This is a genomic window from Chryseobacterium sp. B21-037, from assembly GCF_028570785.1.
Lineage (GTDB): Bacteria > Bacteroidota > Bacteroidia > Flavobacteriales > Weeksellaceae > Chryseobacterium > Chryseobacterium proteolyticum.
The window spans coordinates 1226120-1245815 of sequence record NZ_JALGCB010000001.1 but is presented as its reverse complement, the minus strand read 5'-3'; the positions used below and the strand labels follow the sequence as shown (position 1 = coordinate 1245815).

General features: G+C 39.4%; 16 protein-coding genes. All 16 read right to left on the bottom strand.

Annotated elements, in window-relative coordinates; translation table 11 throughout:
- Entirely contained in the window at positions 1-3099 is a 3099-nt protein-coding gene (locus MTQ00_RS05380; protein WP_273648018.1) for an efflux RND transporter permease subunit, read from the bottom strand.
- An 8-nt stretch (positions 3100-3107) separates the two neighbouring features.
- Positions 3108-4247, bottom strand: a complete 1140-nt coding sequence (locus MTQ00_RS05375) for an efflux RND transporter periplasmic adaptor subunit (RefSeq protein ID WP_273648017.1) — start codon at positions 4245-4247, stop codon at positions 3108-3110.
- A gap of 67 nt (positions 4248-4314) precedes the next feature.
- Positions 4315-6474 (bottom strand): magnesium-translocating P-type ATPase, encoded by a 2160-nt coding sequence (gene mgtA / locus MTQ00_RS05370; RefSeq protein WP_273648016.1) that lies wholly within the window; start codon positions 6472-6474, stop codon positions 4315-4317.
- Positions 6440-7021, bottom strand: a complete 582-nt coding sequence (locus MTQ00_RS05365; RefSeq protein ID WP_273648015.1) for a cation-transporting P-type ATPase — start codon at positions 7019-7021, stop codon at positions 6440-6442. The genes mgtA and MTQ00_RS05365 overlap by 35 nt, the downstream gene beginning before the upstream one ends.
- A 109-nt stretch (positions 7022-7130) precedes the next feature.
- A complete protein-coding gene (locus MTQ00_RS05360) occupies positions 7131-7829 on the bottom strand; it encodes an MgtC/SapB family protein (RefSeq protein WP_273648014.1) in 699 nt (232 codons plus the stop codon).
- A 100-nt stretch (positions 7830-7929) separates the two neighbouring features.
- Complete coding sequence (locus MTQ00_RS05355; protein WP_273648013.1) at positions 7930-9297, bottom strand: HAMP domain-containing sensor histidine kinase; 1368 nt, start codon at positions 9295-9297, stop codon at positions 7930-7932.
- Positions 9297-9977, bottom strand: coding sequence for a response regulator transcription factor (locus MTQ00_RS05350; protein ID WP_172282743.1), 681 nt, complete (start codon positions 9975-9977; stop codon positions 9297-9299). The genes MTQ00_RS05355 and MTQ00_RS05350 overlap by 1 nt, the downstream gene beginning before the upstream one ends.
- Positions 9978-10020: 43 nt before the next feature.
- Positions 10021-11868, bottom strand: coding sequence for a chloride channel protein (locus MTQ00_RS05345; protein ID WP_273648012.1), 1848 nt, complete (start codon positions 11866-11868; stop codon positions 10021-10023).
- A gap of 334 nt (positions 11869-12202) precedes the next feature.
- The gene (locus MTQ00_RS05340; protein ID WP_273648011.1) at positions 12203-12910 is read right to left on the bottom strand and encodes a DUF421 domain-containing protein; all 708 of its coding nucleotides are present in this window, start codon (positions 12908-12910) and stop codon (positions 12203-12205) included.
- Positions 12911-13068: 158 nt separating this feature from the next.
- Positions 13069-13884, bottom strand: a complete 816-nt coding sequence (locus MTQ00_RS05335; RefSeq protein WP_273648010.1) for an alpha/beta hydrolase — start codon at positions 13882-13884, stop codon at positions 13069-13071.
- 78 nt (positions 13885-13962) lie between these two features.
- On the bottom strand, positions 13963-14499 hold the full coding sequence (locus tag MTQ00_RS05330; protein ID WP_273648009.1) for a GNAT family N-acetyltransferase: 537 nt from the start codon (positions 14497-14499) through the stop codon (positions 13963-13965).
- Positions 14500-14746: 247 nt separating this feature from the next.
- On the bottom strand, positions 14747-16030 hold the full coding sequence (gene bioA, locus MTQ00_RS05325) for an adenosylmethionine--8-amino-7-oxononanoate transaminase (protein WP_273648008.1): 1284 nt from the start codon (positions 16028-16030) through the stop codon (positions 14747-14749).
- A gap of 153 nt (positions 16031-16183) precedes the next feature.
- The gene (bioB, locus tag MTQ00_RS05320) at positions 16184-17182 is read right to left on the bottom strand and encodes a biotin synthase BioB (RefSeq protein ID WP_273648007.1); all 999 of its coding nucleotides are present in this window, start codon (positions 17180-17182) and stop codon (positions 16184-16186) included.
- Positions 17175-17792 carry a dethiobiotin synthase gene (bioD, locus tag MTQ00_RS05315; RefSeq protein WP_273648006.1) on the bottom strand — a complete coding sequence of 206 codons (618 nt, stop codon included), beginning with the start codon at positions 17790-17792 and terminating at the stop codon, positions 17175-17177. The genes bioB and bioD overlap by 8 nt, the downstream gene beginning before the upstream one ends.
- A gap of 151 nt (positions 17793-17943) precedes the next feature.
- Positions 17944-19101: an aminotransferase class I/II-fold pyridoxal phosphate-dependent enzyme gene (locus tag MTQ00_RS05310; protein WP_273648005.1), complete on the bottom strand. Its 1158-nt coding sequence runs from the start codon at positions 19099-19101 to the stop codon at positions 17944-17946.
- Positions 19059-19676, bottom strand: coding sequence for a hypothetical protein (locus tag MTQ00_RS05305; protein WP_273648004.1), 618 nt, complete (start codon positions 19674-19676; stop codon positions 19059-19061). Before MTQ00_RS05305 ends, MTQ00_RS05310 begins: the two co-directional genes overlap by 43 nt.
- Positions 19677-19696 lie beyond the last annotated feature (20 nt).

The following is a 19696-nucleotide window of genomic DNA, read 5'->3' as shown; positions in this document are numbered from 1 at the left end:
TTAATCTTCTTTTGGTACATTAAAATTCTTTCCCCATTTATTTTCTATCAGATAGTAAAGTGCAGGAAGTGCAAACAGGGTAATGATGGTAGAAAACAGGAGTCCATACACAATTACAGTGGCCAGAGGTCTTTGTACATCAGAGCCAATACCTGTAGCCAATGAGGCAGGAAATAACCCCAATATAGCGACAGTAGCGGTCATCAGAACCGGACGGAAGCGATGGAAAGCTCCTTCTGTTACTGCTTTTTTCAGGTCGTACCCTTTCTTTCGCAGGTCATTGATGTGGGAGATCATGATTACCCCATTTTGTATGGCGACTCCAAATAAAGCAATAAAACCTACTGCTGATGAAATATTCAGGGTCATGCCCCGAAGATTGAGAGCAAGCATTCCTCCGAAAAGAGCCAGCGGAACTATACTGATTAAAAGCCCGGCCTGACGGAATGACTGGAAAGCTCCATACAACAAAATAAACATAATGGAAAGCGCCAGGGGAACAATAACAGAAAGCCTTCCGTAGGCACGGTTCTGGTTTTCAAACTGACCACCCCATTTGATGCTGTATTTTTCGTGATCATATTTTACATTTTTTTCGATGGCATTTTCTGCTTGTGATAAAAATGACGTTAAATCGGTACCACGAAGGTTAAGGCGTACGGTGAGATGACGCTTGTTCATTTCACGTGCGATCATACTTTCCCCTGTATTCAACTGTATATCCGCAACCTGGGATAGTGGGATTTTCGCCCCGGATTCATTGGTAAGCATCAGGCTACCTATTTTTTCCGGCGTATTTCTGCTGGTTTCGTTATACCTCGTAATAATATCGTATACTTTGATTCCCTGATATACTTTTGAAACAGCTTTTCCCCCGATTGCTACTTCTATAAGATCTGAAACATCAGATACATTGAGTCCATATTGGGCGATTTTTTCGCGATCTACCTTTATCTGTAACTGGGGCAATGGAGGCTCCTGATCTATAGCAAGGTCCACGGCTCCTTTTACCTTTTTTAAAGTAGCCATTACTTCTTCTGCTATTCGTCTTGTTTCTTTAAAATCATTTCCATATACCTTAACAACGAGTTCACTATGGGCCCCGGAAATTTTGTCCATTACGCCATCGATCATCGGTTGGGTGAAAGCAATATTGTATCCCGGCATGGTTGCGTATTCTGCTTCAAGTTCTTTGATAAGATCCGCTTTACTTCTTCCCCATTTCCATTCGCTATACGGTTTTAGTCCCACACTCACCTCAAAATGGGAAGGTGTCCAGGCGTCAGTTCCGTCGTCATTTCTTCCAGCCTGTACCATTACATACGTTACTTCTTTGTGCTTAAGAGTATGCGCCCTGAGCGTATCACTCATTTCTCTTGATTTTTCTACTGTAATGCCTGGTGGTAAAGAAACCTGAAGCCATATTGATCCTTCATCCAGCGGAGGTAAAAAGTCTTTTCCTACCAGGGCTGTTAAAACGCCTGTCGTCAGCAGGATAGCAATCAATGGAATAAATATCCGTTTAGGACGGCTCATGATCTTTTGAACTCTGTTATGATATGCCGTCCCTATTTTCTCAAGCCAGCGGTTGTGGTAAATCTTCCGTGGTTTCCGGTAGATGACAAAAGCCAGTCCCGGAATGAGGAATAATGCAACAGCAAGGGCACCCAGCAATGCGTAACCTACTGTAAATGCCATTGGCGTAAATAATTTCTTTTCTACTCTTTCAAAAGCAAACAATGGCAAATAAGCGGTGATGATAATGATGGTGGCAAAGAATATGGGTTTGGCTACTTCTTTTACTTTTTGAGTAATGGTTTTTTCTTCCAGTTCCTCTTCAGGATGATCTTCCCGTTTCTTTAAAATCGTTTCAAGCATTACAATAGCCCCATCTACAATAATCCCGAAATCGATAGCCCCAAGGGATAAAAGGTTAGCCGGAATATTAGTGAAATGCATTAATATAAATGCAATAAGCAAAGACAGGGGGATGGTAATGGCCACAAGCAGGGCGCCGCGCCAGCTTCCAAGGAATACAATCAATACGATGATAACCAAGGTCATTCCTTCAAGTAAAGTTTTAGATACGGTATGTAATGTATTATCAACAAGGTTGGTTCTGTCTAATACAACATGGATCTGAACACCTTTTGGAAGGATGTTTTTATTAAGATCATCAACAGCATCATTTACTCCTTTTAATACGACAGATGGATTTTCTCCTTTGAGCAACAGAACAATACCTTCTATGTTGTCCGAGTAATTAACACCCCGCTGATCTGAGTAGCCTAGCGCTCCTTTACGTTCAAGGTTCCCATATTTTATTTTGCCAATGTCATTCATGTATATGGGAGAGCCATTAACTGATTTTACGACAACCCTACCCATGTCTTCGAGAGATTTAACCAGGCCGATTCCACGGATAACGTAAGACTGGTCTCCCCTGTTCATAACACTTCCACCTGAGTTGGCATTGTTGGCCTCAAGCTTTTCTGCCACCTCTTTAAGGCTAATATTGTATTGTTCCAGCTTTACCGGATCCAGTTCTACCTGAAACTGGGTGGTAATCCCACCAAAATTGGTAACGTCTGCCACTCCAGAAACCTGTTTTATTTTCGGGATGATTACAAAATTCTGAAGATCAGTAAGCTCACGTAGATCATGGGTTTTACTCTCAATGATATAGCGGTAAATCTCTCCTGTTGGAGAGGTGAGCGGATCCAGCCCAGGAGTTACTCCATACGGAAGTTCGAGATCCCCCAGCCTTTCTTTAATTCTGGTCCTTGCCCAGTAATCATCGACCCCGTCATTGAAAACGATGGTTACCATGGATAATCCGAAGGTACTTTTGCTTCGCATGACATGCATTCCTGGGAGTCCATTTATTGCCTGTTCAATAGGTATGGTAATTTGCTGTTCAATTTCCTCGGCAGCTAAACCGGGTACCTGAGTAACAACCTGGGAAGTAACATCTCCGATATCGGGATAAGCTTCTATAGAAAGTTGTTTCCATGAATAATATCCGAAAAGAGCAAGCAGTGCAAACAATGCCAGTATCAGCCATCGTTTAGCAATGATATTGTTTAATATGTTTTTCATTGGGTTCCTTATTTAGCATCCAGAAGATAGAAAGCTCCTTCACTGATGATCGTTTCGCCAGGTTTCAGCCCGTTGAGGACCTGTATTTTCTCATTTTCCGTAATTCCTGTTTCTACATACCTTTTTACATATTGGTTACGAGAGGTCTGTACCAGCACATAATTTTTATCATTGAACTGAAGGACAGCCTTAGCAGGAACAAAAATTTTTTTCTCCGCGGTGTTAATGAACTTTACATTCACAAACATCCCGGGTTTTAAAAGCCGGTCATCATTTTCACACTCCACCAGGACTTCCACACTTCGGGTTTCCTCATTGACAATTTCATTGATATGATAAATTTTTCCCATAATTTTTTTATCCGGTAATGCGCTGATATTGACTTCCACCGAGGTTAAATTTTGCAGAAAACGAATGTCCTTTTCTTTTACCTGTCCTGCTATCCATACTTTGGAAAGCTCTGCAATTACGGCAATAGGCGGAGCGTCTTCTTTCAGGTATTGTCCCATAACAATATTATTCGTTACCACTTCTCCTTGTATTGGAGATACAACGACAAGAGGAGTATTCGGAGACATATTTTTACCATTTTTAAAAATCTGCAAAGCTCCCGATGCGTTGTCGAGTGCTGTTTTCTTAATCTGGAATTCTGTGGCAGCTTCTTCCGTTTCACGCCGGATACCCACGCCGTGGTGTAATAAATCCTGTTGACGCTTAAGGTTCAGTTCGGCCTGACGGTATTCCTGCTGGGCGTCACGGTATTCTTTTTGTGCAGCGAGATAGTCTCTGGAACTTATTGAAAATAAAGGCGATCCGGAATTTACCTTCTGCCCTAGTTTAACGTATGATTTCAATATCCTTCCGGCAAATGGTGAGGCAACTTCTGCATAGGTATTGGGAATCGCTTTAACCGTTCCTACGGTAAGTAAATTGGGATTGTATTCTTCTTCCTGTACTTTATGCAAAACTAGTTTGGAAAGTATCGGAGTATTTTTCTGCAAAATGATCGTATCTCCTTTTGTGATATACGGTGCTGTGTTTTCAGACTGTTCTTTCTTATTATTACAGGAATAAAGAAAGATTGATGCAGTTGTCAGCCATATCATTGCGGACATATTGCTTTTCAATCGTGCTGATTTAATAGTCATTACGTTTATAGTTTTAATTGTTTTTTTGAAATTGGATCGATAAATACTTGAAAAGGAATTCTTTTTCTTACAACCAGGTATTGAATTTTCTGATAAACCAGTTTTTCACCCATTGAGTGAGCAGGCAATAACAAGTGAGTATACCTAGTAGCCATGGGAAATAGCTTAATGGTAAAGGCTGCATCTTTAAAGCTGCTGCAAATGGTGAGAAAGGTATAGCAATCCCTATAATCATGATTAAAGTTGTTAAGGCAACTACCGGAGCGGTGGCCCAGCTTTGTATGAAAGGAATTTTCCTTGTACGGATCATATGAATGATAAGGGTCTGCGAAAGTAAACCTTCAATGAACCATCCGCTTTGAAACAGGGTCTGATGTTCTGGTGTATTGGCTTTGAACACAAAATACATCACGGCAAATGTGGCGAAATCGAAAATAGAGCTTATAGGTCCTATAAAGAACATAAATTTAGCCACTCCGCCTGCATCCCATTTTTTTGGTGTTTCAAGGAATTCTTCATCCATTTTGTCCCAGGGAATAGAAATCTGAGAGATATCGTACAATAAATTCTGGATCAGCAAATGAACAGGCAGCATAGGAAGGAAAGGCAGAAATGCACTCGCTCCCAGCATACTGAACATATTCCCAAAATTACTGCTCGCAGTCATTTTAATATATTTGATAATATTCCCAAAGGTTCTTCGCCCGTAGATCACCCCTTTTCTGAGAACCATAAGGTCTTTTTCAAGAAGGATAATATCTGCGCTTTCTTTTGCAACATCCACTGCTGTATCTACACTGATCCCTACATCCGACTCTTTAAGGGCCGCTGCATCATTAATTCCATCTCCCATAAAGCCCACCGTATGTCCCTGATCGCGTAAAATTCTTACAACCCTTACTTTTTGTAAAGGATTTAGTTTGGCAAATACAGAAACAGAATCCATTCGCTCTGCCAGAACTTCGTCTGATATTTCATCCAGATCCCTTCCGTTGATAATATGGTGAACCGGAATTCCTACATCTTTGCAAATTTTCCGGGTTACAATTTCATTATCACCGGTGAGTACTTTTACCCCAACACCCAATTTATGTAAGGCTTCTATCGCCGGCTGAGCTGATGGCTTGGCAGGATCAAGAAAACCGATGAATCCGGTAAGGGTAAGGTCTTTTTCACTTTCCAATGTATAAGTAAGCGGATGAGAGGCATCAAATTCCCTGATGGCAACAAGGATCACCCGGAGTCCTTCCTCATTCATTTTTTTTGAAGTTTTCAGCACGATCTTACGCATGGCGTCGTCCATGGGAACGGCTTTATCATTTTCAATATGAATATTCCTGTTATCTCCCGGATCGAAAGTTTTACTGCATAGTTCCAGCATTTCTTCTACGGCTCCTTTGCAGATAAGGAGATGGTTTCCGTTGTGCATTTTAAGGATAACAGACATTCTGCGACGCTGAAAATCAAATGGTATTTCATCTACCTTCAGGTATTGTTCTTCCACTTTTAAATAATCATGAAGCTCAACATGCTCAAGAACAGCTTTGTCTAAAAGATTCTTTAGTCCTGTCTGGTGATAGCTGTTCAGATATGCCCATTTCAATACTTCGTCATCCTCTATTCCATGGACATTAAGGTGTTTTTCAAGGACAATTTTATCCAAAGTAAGGGTTCCGGTTTTATCTGTACACAGGATATCCATAGCACCGATATTCTGGATGGAATTCAGGCGCTTTACAATCACCTTACGTTTGCTCATGTTTACAGCTCCTTTCGCCAGGTTAGCTGTAACGATCATCGGAAGCATTTCCGGAGTTAATCCTACAGCAACGGCAATAGCAAACAACAGCGCTTCCAGCCAGTTTCCCTTTATAAGCCCGTTGACCAAAAAAATCACGGGAACCATAACCAGCATAAAACGGATCAATAGAAAGCTCACTTTATTGATTCCTTTATCAAAACTGGTTTCAGGACGTTCTCCAGTGATGGATTTACTGATGCTTCCAAAATAGGTATAGCCTCCGGTCACCACAATAACTGCTGTCGCTGAGCCGCTTACCACATTAGTTCCCATAAAGCACAGGTTATTAAGTTCTATGACCTGTTTAGTTTCTGCATCGCGGATCGGAAGATGGTTCTTTTCCACAGGTAATGCTTCGCCTGTAAGCATACTTTCGCTGACGAACAAATCTTTACTCTGTACAATCCTGCAATCCGCAGGAATCATATCTCCGGCAGACAGAATAAATAATATCGCCCGGAACAAGCTCGCTGATGGGTATTTCTTGTTTAGATTGAAATTTCCTGAGTACAGTAGCCGTTGTTTTTACCATGCTTTTCAGCTTTTCAGCAGCAGCATTGCTCCTGTATTCCTGCACGAAACGCAAGAGCGTACTGACCAGGATCATAACCGAAACCACGATTACCGTCTTAAAGTCACGTTCTTCTGCGGGAGGGAGCCATACATCAATGATAAAGGATACTGCAGCAATAGCCAGCAGAATATAGATGAAAGGGTTGGCAAAAGCTTTTAACAGCTGGATGTACCATTTGGGAGCTTTCTGATGTTGAATTTCATTGTGTCCGAACCTGGCTTTACGTTCATCAGCCGTTATCTTTGTTATACCTTCTTCACTGGTTTCCAGCATAGCATATACAAATTTATCATCCTGGCTGGATGCATTTTGCAGCTTGGTAATGGTTCCGATATTCATTCCGTCTGAATTGATTACAGAATGAAATGGGTTTTTAATTTTTTCTTTTAGTTTTATCATGACTCATGGTATTAATGAGTTAAAAAGGAACAGAATATCCTGCATCACAGGATTGATGCATGTTTAGTAGATCATTACGCGAAAAGGTAATTTTGGTTAAAGAGAGAGATTATAATTCCGACTGGGTACCTATAATCTCCCAACTGACCTTATGTACTTTTTCCTCTATGGTAAGGCGGCTTGCTGTCCGCTCAATAAGGCTGTCCTGAGGCGTTGCAGTAACGATTACAGCGGTGATGATAACATTATCATCTACATCATCGCTTGACAGGGATTTCAGTAACAATTTTTCATCATTTCCCAGCATCTGCATGAGCAGTACACGAATATGGTTTTCCACTTCGGCCGTACATTTTATTGTAAAGAGATAGTCTGTCTGTACATTACCGGATTTTACGAAAGTGAATCTGTTTAGGTGAATACCTATAGGACGAAGGATAATGTGGGTGAACATAACGGTAACAGTAACTACCGCGGCTTCCATCTGAAGACCCATTCCGCTAAGAGCACCTACAGCGGCAGAACACCATATGGTTGCAGCGGTATTCAATCCCTGTACATTGAGTCCGTCTTTCATGATAACTCCGGCACCGAGAAAGCCTATACCGCTTACAATATATGAAGCAATCCTTCCGGTGGCATCGCCACCGATTTTAATGGAAAGAAGAATGAAGGCCGTAGCACCCAGGGAAACCAGAGCATTGGTACGTAAACCCGCACTTTTCTGACGCCAATGTCTTTCGATACCGATGGCGGAACCTAATAACATTCCGCTTAAAAGTCTGATTGTAAATTCCAATAATCCCATGATTCCTCTTCTTTTATTTTGCTGGCACAAAGGTCTTTACAATCTGCCACAAACACGGTTAGAGAACCACTAGAAAAAAATTAGAATTTTATTAGAAATTTTATAAATGAGGGAGCTCTACCGTGAAGGTTGTCCCTTTGTTTTTTTGTGAAGATACGGTGATGCTGCCTTTATGCAGATCAACTATTTTTTTGGTAAGAGGAAGCCCTATTCCGTTTCCATCCGCAAATTCTTTATTTTCACCTCGATGGAAAGGAGCAAAAATAAAGTTCATATCTGTTTCTGAAATACCAATTCCAAGGTCTGAAAATGTAAGGATAATTTTTTCATTACTGAATATAATGGAGACTGTACTTTTATGGTCATCGGAGAATTTACATCCGTTTTCAAGAAGGTTTACAAATGCCACTTTTAAAAGATACTCATTTCCATTTACCGTAATCTGGTTTTCATCATCAATATCAGCTTTGAAATTGAGGTCAATCTTATAATCATAGTTATAATTCTGAACCTGCTGACGGGCATCCAGCAATATCTCATCGATCCTTACAGGTTTAAAGGAAATTTCCGTAGGATCATAACTTGCTTTGGCAAAATCCAGAAGGCTGTTTGATAAACGGACCAGCTTTTTGGAGTCGTCTAATACATTGTTGATCACTGTTTTATATTCGTTATTGGTCCTCTCCTTATTAATAGAAAGTTCCAGTTCGGTAATGATTGCGGCCAGAGGGGTTCTCAGTTCATGGGAAATATTGGAAACAAAATTTTTCTGGGCATCAAAAGAGCTTTCCAGACGATTGAGCATGTCATTGAATGTATTGGCCAGTTCCGATAACTCATCCTTATTTCCTGTAGTTTCCAGTCTAAGATCGAGATTTGTTGCTGAAATATTCCGAGCTTTTTCCGTCATTTCATTTACTGGCTGAAACGCTTTTCTTGAGAAGATTCTTCCTGCCAGAAAAATGATGATGATTGAAAATATAAAAACAATGACGATCGTTTTCAATAAATTACTGACTTTGCTGTATCCATATTGGTCATACGCTGCCGCCGTAACCAGATATTTTTGTCCCTGGTACGCATAAGTAACCCCAATCACCTGCCAGTTATCCTGATAAAACTGAATGTTTCCTTTGGAATTGATATCATCAAGCATTTTTGAGGTTTCCTTTACGAAATCAATATCCACTGCATCATGATATAAAAGCTGATGATCTGTATTATAAATAGCTACTTCAACCTCATTCAGGGTTTTACGGTTATTGTGATAGATTTCCTGGAGGGTATGTTTGTCTACTTTAGCATTCAGGAACAGATTGGCTTTGGTGTAAGCTTCTTTTTTTAAAAGCGCATAAAATTCGGTTTCCCTGCTTTGGCTTGCGGAAAAATAGATTACAAAAGCAAATACCAGCAAAATAGTTGCTGTAATAATGGTGAATAATATGGTAAGCCTGGTTTTGATTTGCATCACTCCAATTTAAGAATAAATCCCATACCGGATTTGGTATGGATGAGTTTCTGATCAAAATCTTTATCTATTTTCTTACGAAGGTAATTGATATATACATCGATAAAATTAGTTCCCGTATCAAAATGGGTATCCCATACTTTTTCGGCAATTTCTACTCTTGACAGCACTCTTTCCGGGTTGTGCAGCATGTATTCGAGCAGTTTGAATTCTTTCGGAGTGAGGTTGATATCTTTTGTATTCCTTTTAACGATCTTGGTATGAAGGTTCATTTCCAGGTCAGCGTAACGCAGGATAAATCCCGAATTCTGAGCAGCTTTGTTGTTGCGTTTCAGTAAAGCTCTTATTCTTACCAGTAATTCCCTCATTTCAAACGGTTTTACGAGATAGTCGTCTGCACCGGCATCAAAACCCTCTACCTTATCGTCTGTTGTTCCCAATGCGGTAAGCATAATGATCGCAAGGTCAGGCTTGATCAGGCGTACTTCCCGGCAAAGGTCGATTCCATCCATTTTAGGAAGAACGATATCCGTTATCACAAGATCGTAATCATTCTGTAAGGCTAATTTCTTTCCGGACAACCCGTCATAAGCCAGAGTTACCGTAAATCCCTGTTCTTCCAGACCTCTTTGGGTAAGCTGGGCAACTCTCTGATCGTCTTCTATGATTAGGATATTCATGGATACAAAGATATCAAATATTGTTTCTTAAAATAAAAGGATTCTAATCGGAATATTCCTTCAGCAATTCCCTGTAGCTCATTAAAACGGTAGATTTTGAAATGAAGCCGATAAAACGGTTTTGAGCATCCACAACAGGTAAATTCCAAACCCCTGTTTCATCGAAAATCTGAATGATCTTCAAAGGCTCATCTTCGGGGTGAATAACTGCAGGCGGAGCTTTCATAAGCTGCTGGATGGTGAATGACGCATCTTTATCCCTGTTAAAAAGCAAAGGCCGGATATCGTCCAATGTTAGAATTCCTTTCAGCATTTTTTCATCATCCGTTATTGCAAATATGTTCTTTTTTCCATTTTTGATCAGTTCATACAAATCATTAATGGGAGCATCCTGGCTGATAGTCTGGGAGTCCCGGTCTATCAATTCTTTTGTACGAAGTGAAGACATCAGGTTTTTATCATGCTCATGGGTAAATATTTTGCCCTCATCAGCCATGTTTTTTAGCTCCGGAGATATCGGGGAAAACCACTTTGCCATTAAATAGGACATTACAGAAACAATCATTAACGGGATGAAAAGATCATACCCGAAACTGGATTCGGCAATAAGAAATATAGCCGTAAGAGGTGCATATAGTACGCCACTCATAGCGCCTGCCATTCCTACAAGAACCAGATTGGTAACAGGAACATCCTCAAACCCTATTTGCTGGCAGATCATGGCAAAAAGAAAACCGACCGTACCTCCCGCAAAAAGTGAAGGTGCAAAGTTCCCTCCGTTCCCTCCGCTGAAAATGGTAATAGAAGTCGCAAAAGCTTTTAACAGGCATATCAGGACCAGAAAAATAATGACCGTCCAGTTTCCGATTTCAAAGTATCTGAAAAGACTGTTTTCAATTATAAAATGGGTATTTCCATTGGTGAAATCCTTTACTGTTTCATAACCTTCACCAAATAACGGAGGAAACAGGACGCAAAGTAAAGACAACGCGGCTCCTCCGATCATTGCCTTACGGATGCGGGAAACTTTCAGCTCCTTAATAAAATGTTCTACTTTCTGGGAGATGATCACAAAATATCTGGCATATAAACCTGTAACAATACCTAATATCAGATAATACGGAACATTGTGGTAATTAAAAGATTCTCTGGCGTGAAACCTGAAAAGGATATCCTCCTGAAGCAATATCCTGGATAAAAGACTTCCGCAGACCGCAGCAACTACAAGCGGAATAAAATCGGAAAAGACAACTCCCGTCAACAGGATCTCAAATGCGAACATTACTCCTGCTATCGGGGCATTGAATGCGGACGCAATGCCTGCTGTTGCTCCTGCAGCTAAAAGCAAAGTTCTTTCTTTATATCCTAAACGATAAGTCTGCGCATAATTTGATCCTATGGCAGCACCGGTAACGGCGATAGGGCTTTCCAGCCCTGCAGATCCTCCCAATCCTACGGTAATGGCACTCTGCACAATCTGCGAGTACATTTTTACTGAAGAAACGATACTGGAGTTTTGAGCTATCTCATAAAGAATGGCGCCGATTCCTTTCCTGTCCTGCCCTTTAAATAAAGTAAGAACAATACTGGTGGTCAGTACAATTCCTAAAAAAGGAAAAACAATATAAAAAAGGATCTGATATTCAAAATGGACTTTATTGACAATGAAATAATGGATGGTATGAACCAATGTTTTAAGGATCACACCTGCCAGTCCGGCAGTGCATCCAACCAGGATACCCGAAAGAATAAGAAACTGGCTGCGGCTGAGTCTGTTGCTTAGCCAATGAAGTACAAGTTCATAGCTGCGTACTTTCTCGAGACCATATTTCTGAAAATCTCTTTTAAACTTAAGAAAACTGAGGTATTTTCTTTTATTGTGAATCTTCACGTGTAATTATCGGGTATTTGAGTGTTTTTTACAAGTATTCTTCCATTGCTTTACACAGATATTACCATGTAAAGAGGAAATTAATGTTATAAAAAGGGTTAATGATTAATGAGACTTTTCACAGTTTTTATTTAAAACTGATACTTGGGATAACAAATATAAGGAAAAAAGAACACTTAGATTTTAGGAAACTTTAATTATCATGAGATGATCAGGATTGTTTTTTTAAGTTTGCCAGGAGTACCGCGATTTATAAAGATTGCTAAATGAAAAAAAGTTTTTACTAGAACTCAATTTTTACAGTTTAGGAATTTTTTTAAACTTTAATTGATGTTTATGTCACTCTTTTCCTATCGCTTGCCAATACCCATTCATCTTTTTTACAAACAGGACAATCTCCTGCATTTCCCTGATTTTTTATTTCCGTTTGTCCACAGAAAGTACATGAATAATATCCTTCTTCATCGATGTACTTTACGGTTTTTTTTAAAGAGTCCGGCATAATAGGGAGACCATATTTTACCTGGGCATCTTCAAAATAAAATACGCTGATTTCTCCTGAAATTTCTTCAATAGCTGTTTCGATCTGTCCCAGCTGTGATATGCCTTTTAATCTTAACTCTGCAAAAAATTCATCGCTTCCCAGATTTTCTTTTTTGAAGTTCTCGATAGCAAACTTCCCATTTTTAATAAGGCAGATAGAAGTTCCTTCAATGACTTTTTCAACGTTTTTGTATTTTCCGATCAGATAGGTAATGATGCTGTACATAATGATGATCACGAGGAAAACAATGATGGAAGAAATAATTCCGACGTCTTTATTGAACATGGGGTCTCCGGCGGCAGAACCTAAACCGATAATCACAACAAGTTCAAAAATCGAGAGTTGTTTTACACCCCTTTTGCCTAGAACCCGGAGGCCAATAATGATCGTCAGAAACATAATAGCCGTACGAAGAATGATTTCAAGAATAAATGACCATTCCTCATGTCCCATCAGTAATTCTTTCCAGTTGAGTTCTAAGAGCAGTATGGATATCATAGAAATTAATTTAGAATGAACATCCAAAAAATAAGCCATTTCAATAGGAAATGAAATGGCTGTAAAAGATTAGTTTGCTTTATGTGAGGCTTATTCGATACTTTATAGTTAGTATGATTTCTTAGATTTTTGAAGTCACTATCTCAAATTATTTTTGATTATTTGTTATCAAAATATTTATTGAATAAAGCCAGTTGATCTGATAATGATCTGCTCCAGTATTCCGTAGTGTGGCCGCCCAGTGATTCTGTGTATAGATGCTGGATTTTATTGGCTACGAGTTTTTCATGAAATTTCCTGTTCATCATGATCATTTGCTGATCTTCAGTACCACAATCGAAAATATAGGTTTGATTAGCGCTGATCATTTTCTCTATTTTACTGTCCGTAAGAAACTTTGGATCAAGCTTTTCCAAAGGGCCTAAAACCTCATTAACTTTGTATTGTTCGTAACCTTTTCCAATAGATTTTAGGTCTAAAGCTCCACATGAACTTCCCACAATCCCAAAAGTGTCCTGATAAGTTACGCCGATGTTTAACGCACCATAGCCACCCATACTCCATCCTAAGATACCACGGTACTTTTTCTCTTTTTTTACAGGATAATTCTTATCGATATAGTCTACCAGCTCTTTTCCGATAAAAGTCTGATATTGTGAGTCTTTTTTCAAAGGGCTGTCTACATACCAACTGCTGTAATTGCCATCAGGTAGGATATAAATCGTGTTGTAGGTTTTGGCTTTGTCAAGCAGATTAGGCAGGTCTTCCTTTACAAGCCTGTCCGGATTCCCACTGAACCCGTGAAGAATATAAACTGTTTTATACGTTTCTTTAGGCTTAATATTGGGTGTAATGATAATGGTTTTAATATTTTTGTTCATCCGTGGGCTGAAAATTTCTTTGTGGATGAGTTTTTGTGCGGGTGTAAGCCCGAAAGTGATCAGTATCAGAAGCAGGTTTACCAAATTTTTCATGCGCTAAAAATATTTAATTAAATACGTAGTGATATTTTGAAATAGCATGGCAAAATTGTGCCAGATATATTCAAAAAGCTATTTATTAAGCCATTCTTTTTGCAGTAAAGCAAAAACGAGATCATCAACCCAAACACCATTTATATATAAGCTTTCAACAAAATGAGCTTCTTTTCTGAAACCTATACGATTCATGAGATCAATTGAACTTTTGTTTGCGGGGTCAACAGAGGTTGTAATTCTATGCTTGTTAAGGTCTTTGAACATCAAATCAATGAGGCTTTTCAATGTTTCTGAAGCATACCCTTTATGGTGGTGTTTTTTGTTCAGGGTAATTCCAAATTCGACCTGCTTGTTGTCACTGTCTATAAAATGGATGCCAACATCCCCGATCACGTCATTTGTCTTCCTGTCCGTAATCAAAAGCTGATACCAGGTTTCCGGCTGATTGAATTCTTTAGGATTTCTAAGAATAAAAGTTTCCACTTCATCTATTGTTTTGGGGATCCAGCTTTGGAATTCATTGGTTTCAGCATCTGACCGGTATTCGAAAAGAGCTTCTTTATCACTTACATGGAGGTCTCTGAGGACTAATCTCTCTGTTTCAAGAATCATTGTAATAGTTATTATGAGGAGCTAATTTAAGAGTTTAAGGGGTAAGAATCAATATTCATGGGAAAAATTGATCATTAAACTTTAAATTTAGACAGCGTGGAATTAAAGATTTACTTTTCTTCAGTATCTCCTCCAATCAGCGAAAAAAGATGCAAAAATATACTCTCGCATACCATGCTTAATGTAACAGATCATAATTTTGTGTTTTTTTAAATCTGTGTATCGTTGCCGGCAGCGAGAGTATGGGCTATTTCATTTTCAGAAATAGGTTAAGAACGTCTATGATATTTTCATAAATGAAGTCAAGCTCTTCTGGGGTAATGCAATAAGGAGGAACCAGATACATCACATTTCCCAGCGGGCGCATGATAATTCCTCTGGACAGAAATTCATTGTAGATCTTTTTTCCGGTCTCATTAAAATACGAAGTTCCCTGATCCGTTTTGAGCTCCCAGGCCAGAATGGTTCCCATTTGGCGGACATTTTCCACTTTCTCATGCTGCTGAAGGATTTTTGTAAAATCAGCATGTTGTTGGGAGATTCTTTCAATGGCAAGTTGTGTATCTTGCTGTAATAAAAGCTCCATACTGGCAAGTGCCGCAGCACAGGCTAAAGGATTTGCTGTAAAGGAATGCCCATGGAATAAAGTTTTATACTTATCATCGGATAAGAAAGCATTGAAAATCACTTCTGAGCAGGTTGTAATACCCATTGGCATTGTTCCGCCTGTTAATCCTTTTGAAAAACACATGATATCAGGTTGTTCGGACAGGTGATTCGCTGCAAAAAGTTTTCCCGTTCTTCCGAATCCTGTAAAAACTTCATCCTGAACCAGGATGATTTCTTTTTCCCTGCAGAACTTCATAAGCTTACTAAGATCTTCAGCATGGTGTACCAGCATTCCGGCAGCTCCCTGTATCAATGGTTCGTAAATAAAACAGGCCACATCATCGGCAAAACCTTCAATCCGGATTTTTAATTCTTCCAGATTTTCAGAATTCGGAGTATCTATGAAGATTACTTCAAACAGCATTTCGCCAAAAGGCTGGGTCCAGATGCTTCTTCCGCTCACTGACATTGCTCCAAAGGTATCTCCATGATAAGCATCTTTGAAAGCAAGTATCTTTGTTTTTGATTTTCCCTGATTGTAAGCATGCTGGATGCTCATTTTTAAAGCAACTTCTACCGCAGTAGATCCGTTATCTGAATAAAAAACCTTCTCCTGATTATCCGGTAATAGCTTCAGGAGGTTTTCAGAAAGCTGTATCGCTGGTTCGTGGGTAAATCCGGCAAAAATAACTTGCTCTAATGTATTCAGCTGACTGTAAACACGTTCGGCAATATGCTCATTAGCATGTCCGTGCAAAGTAACCCACCATGATGAAACAGCATCGATATATTTTTTACCTTCATTGTCATAGAGATATACTCCTTTTCCTTTGACGATAGGAATTGCATCGTCAGCTGTTTTCATCTGAGTATACGGATGCCAGTTCACGGCCCGGTCTCTTTTTTGTAATTCGTTCGGCATAGATTGATTTATATTGTGTGTTGTTTTAGTGTGTATGATGAAGGGGAGAAAAAGAGGAGAAAAGAGAAAAGAATAAAGAATAAAGACCTGGACTTATCTGTAATTTTGCCTCTAACCTCTAACCTCTAACCTCTAACCTCTAACCTCTAACTTCTAACTTTCACTATTCACAAAGGCTTCTTCTCTTTTTTTCATCGGTTTCAATCCGAGGGTATTGAGCATTTGCATATCTTCTGAAACTCCAGGGTTTGGGGTTACTAAAAGAGTTTCCCTTTCTCCGGTAAAAATGGAATTAGCTCCTGCCATAAAGCACCATGCCTGTTCGGTTTCGGTCATCTCGATGCGTCCCGCGCTCAAACGAACCATTGATGATGGCATTACAATTCTTGCGGTAGCGATCATTCTCACCATTTCCCAGGTATCTACTTTGGGATTGTTTTCAAGAGGGGTTCCGGCTACTCTGGCTAAGGCATTGATCGGAACAGATTCCGGGTGTTTAGGCATTGTAGCTAATGTCAGCAGCATGGAAATACGATCCCCATTGGTTTCCCCAAGACCGATAATCCCTCCGGAGCATACAGTAATTCCTGCTTTTCTAACGTTATTAATGGTATTGATCCTGTTATCGAATGTACGCGTTGAAATAATTTCTTCATAATACTGTTCAGAGGTATCCAGATTGTGGTTATAAGCATATAACCCTGCTTCCTGTAAACGTATTGCCTGCTCTTCTGTGAGCATTCCCAATGTACAGCATACTTCTAATCCGAGCTCGTTTACTCCTTTCACCATATCGATTACGCGATCAAAATCCTTGTTGTTTCGTACTTCACGCCACGCAGCAGCCATACAGAACCTTGAAGATCCAGAATCTTTGGCTTTTTGAGCATGTTCAATTACTTTTTCTGTAGGAAGTAAGGCCTGTACTTTGATATTCGTATGATAGCGTGCAGCTTGTCCGCAATAGGAACAGTCTTCCACGCAACCTCCTGTTTTTATTGATAATAACGTTGAAATCTGTACTTCTTCAGGGTTATGCCATTCCCGGTGAACGGTCGCAGCTTTGTATACAAGTTCTAATAGAGGCAGGTTAAATATTTCCTCTATTTGCTCTTTCGTCCAGTCATTTCTAAGTTTTGTTGTTTTATCCATTGTATACGTGTTTTAAATTGTTTGATATTGTTTCTATGTTTTCTTTTGTAATTGAATCTATCTCAGGTATTCTGATGATATGGGTTTCTTTTTCTATATAGTTGATGATCACCCGTTCTGTATCGGTTGGAAAAGATCCGTTAAGGATCAGGTATTTTAATGAAAGCCCTCTTTCTCTTAAAGCCATTATGGATAACAAAGTGTGATTGATACATCCTAAATAATTTCTGACTACCAGGGCAACAGGTAATTGCAGTTTTTCTATCAGGTCAATCATAAATTCATGATCCGAAAGTGGTACCATTAATCCTCCGGCTCCCTCTACGACCAGGGTATTTGATGTATCCGGTAACTGAAAATCGTCAACACTGATTTGTTTTCCTTCTGCTGCTGCAGATTGATGAGGAGAAGCTGCCAATTGTAAACGGTAGGTTTCGGTATAACAACAGACCTCATGTCCCACCCAATTATTAATTTTCATACTGTCCGTATAATGCAGATCTCCGGATTGAACGGGTTTCCAGTAATCTGCTTTAAAATGGTTGGTTAAAATTGCTGAACAAACTGTTTTTCCTATTTCGGTTCCTATTCCGGTGACAAATAATTTCATAGGTTTAATATTGTTTAAAGGCGAAATCGCTGAACAGCTTACTTGCTGAATCTTAAAATTGTGGATTTATAATGTTGTTAAAAAGTAGAAGGCTTTTACCTCTTGATAATCAACTACAAATCCTCAATTCTGTGATTTCGTTATTTTACATTCACATAATTTCTCTGATTGTTGTGGCAAGCTCAATAATCTCTTCTTCGGTATTAAAATTGTGCAGACATACCCTCAATCTTTCTGTTCCTTCTTTCACGGTTGGACTGTAGATTGCATAGGTGAGCATTCCCTTTTCCGATAATGTTTTTTGCAGCAATTGTAATTGTTGGTTATCAGGAATAACAATAGCCTGTACCGGGCTGCTTTCTGCTGAAGGGCTTTGAAGTCCTTGTTTTCTAAAAAGGGTGATATTGTGCTGTAGTTCTAATGCTAATTCAGGATGGATTTTCAGGAAATCATAACCGGCTTTTACAGAATTCCATTGAACATCCTGTGCTGATGTGGTATAAATAAAAGGAGACGCAAAATTAATGAGATAGTCTTTGATCAGCCGACTGCTTAAAATAGCTGCTCCATGTGCCCCTAAAGCTTTACCATAAGTTATCACAGTAGCCAAAACCCTGTCCTGTAATTGATTTTCATTAACTAATCCATATCCTAAAACACCAAAACAATGAGCTTCATCCACGATGAGATGGGCATTGTATTGTTCTGCCAGCTCAACAATTTTTTGGATCGGAGCAAAATCACCTTCCATCGAATACAGGCTTTCAATGCCAATATAACAGTTTCCCTGAATTTTGCTTAATTTTTCTTCTAAGCTGATAAGGTCATTATGTTTAAACTTGATCTTTTTTGCATGGGTGATGCAGCAGGCATCGTGTACCGATCTGTGGATGTGTTCGTCTACAATAATAGTATCCTGTCTTCCTGGCAGGGCTGAGAACAAAGCCAGATTGGCATTGTATCCGGAAGAAAAAAGCAATGCTGAATCGTATTGATGTTGGTGGGCAATAAATTCCTCCGTGTGAACGGCTACTGCACTATTACCACTGATTAGTCTTGATCCTGTGCTGCCTGCTAATAATGCAGGATTATTCTGAACCTGCCCGAGCAAATAATGCTGAAATGCTTTATTTTGTGCCAGACCCAGATAATCATTAGAATAAAAATCTGTTCCTTCAAGCTTAGGCCGGAGAGATCTGAAGATTCCCTGCTCTCTTCTTTTATCCAATGCCTGCTGGAAATGAGCTAATTGACCCCCTCCCATTTTTAATTCAGCTGTATTACTTCTTTTGTAATGGAGCTGATCCATTGTTCATGTAACTGATGTTCAATTTTAAGAATCTCTTCTGCATGAAGCTGCCAGTCTGGTGAAAACTCATTCAGTTGATTGATCATTTCCTCTAAGTGTCCTTCTTCTTCAAGAATGATTGACTTTACCATAATTTTAGAAGATTCTTTAGTCAGGATATCCTGATATATGGGATATAGCTCATCGGCACGTACTTCAATGGCATAGGTTACAAAAAGGTAAGCAGCATATTTTAGCTCTTCTTTGGTTAAGGAAAATGCCTTTTGTAAATATTTACACGCTTTAATATCCAAAGAGTGCAGATATTGACGGGTTGCCAATGAAGCCAGAAGCTCTTCTTTTTCATAGGTTTTACAAAAGTCGGGATTAAGCTTTCCGATCTGCTTTTTCAGATAGTAGGCATGGCGGTGTTCTTCTGCTGCATGTTTTAGCTGGATCTGGCTCACCTGGGTAGGATGCTCACAGCTGGAAATTTTTCTGGCTCCTGCATTCTCCATAAAAGATAATGTATTCAGCCATTTGGCATGAACCTCATTATTTTTTACAATACGTTCTAATAGATTGTAAAATTCCATGTATTTTTATTTTGATTCAA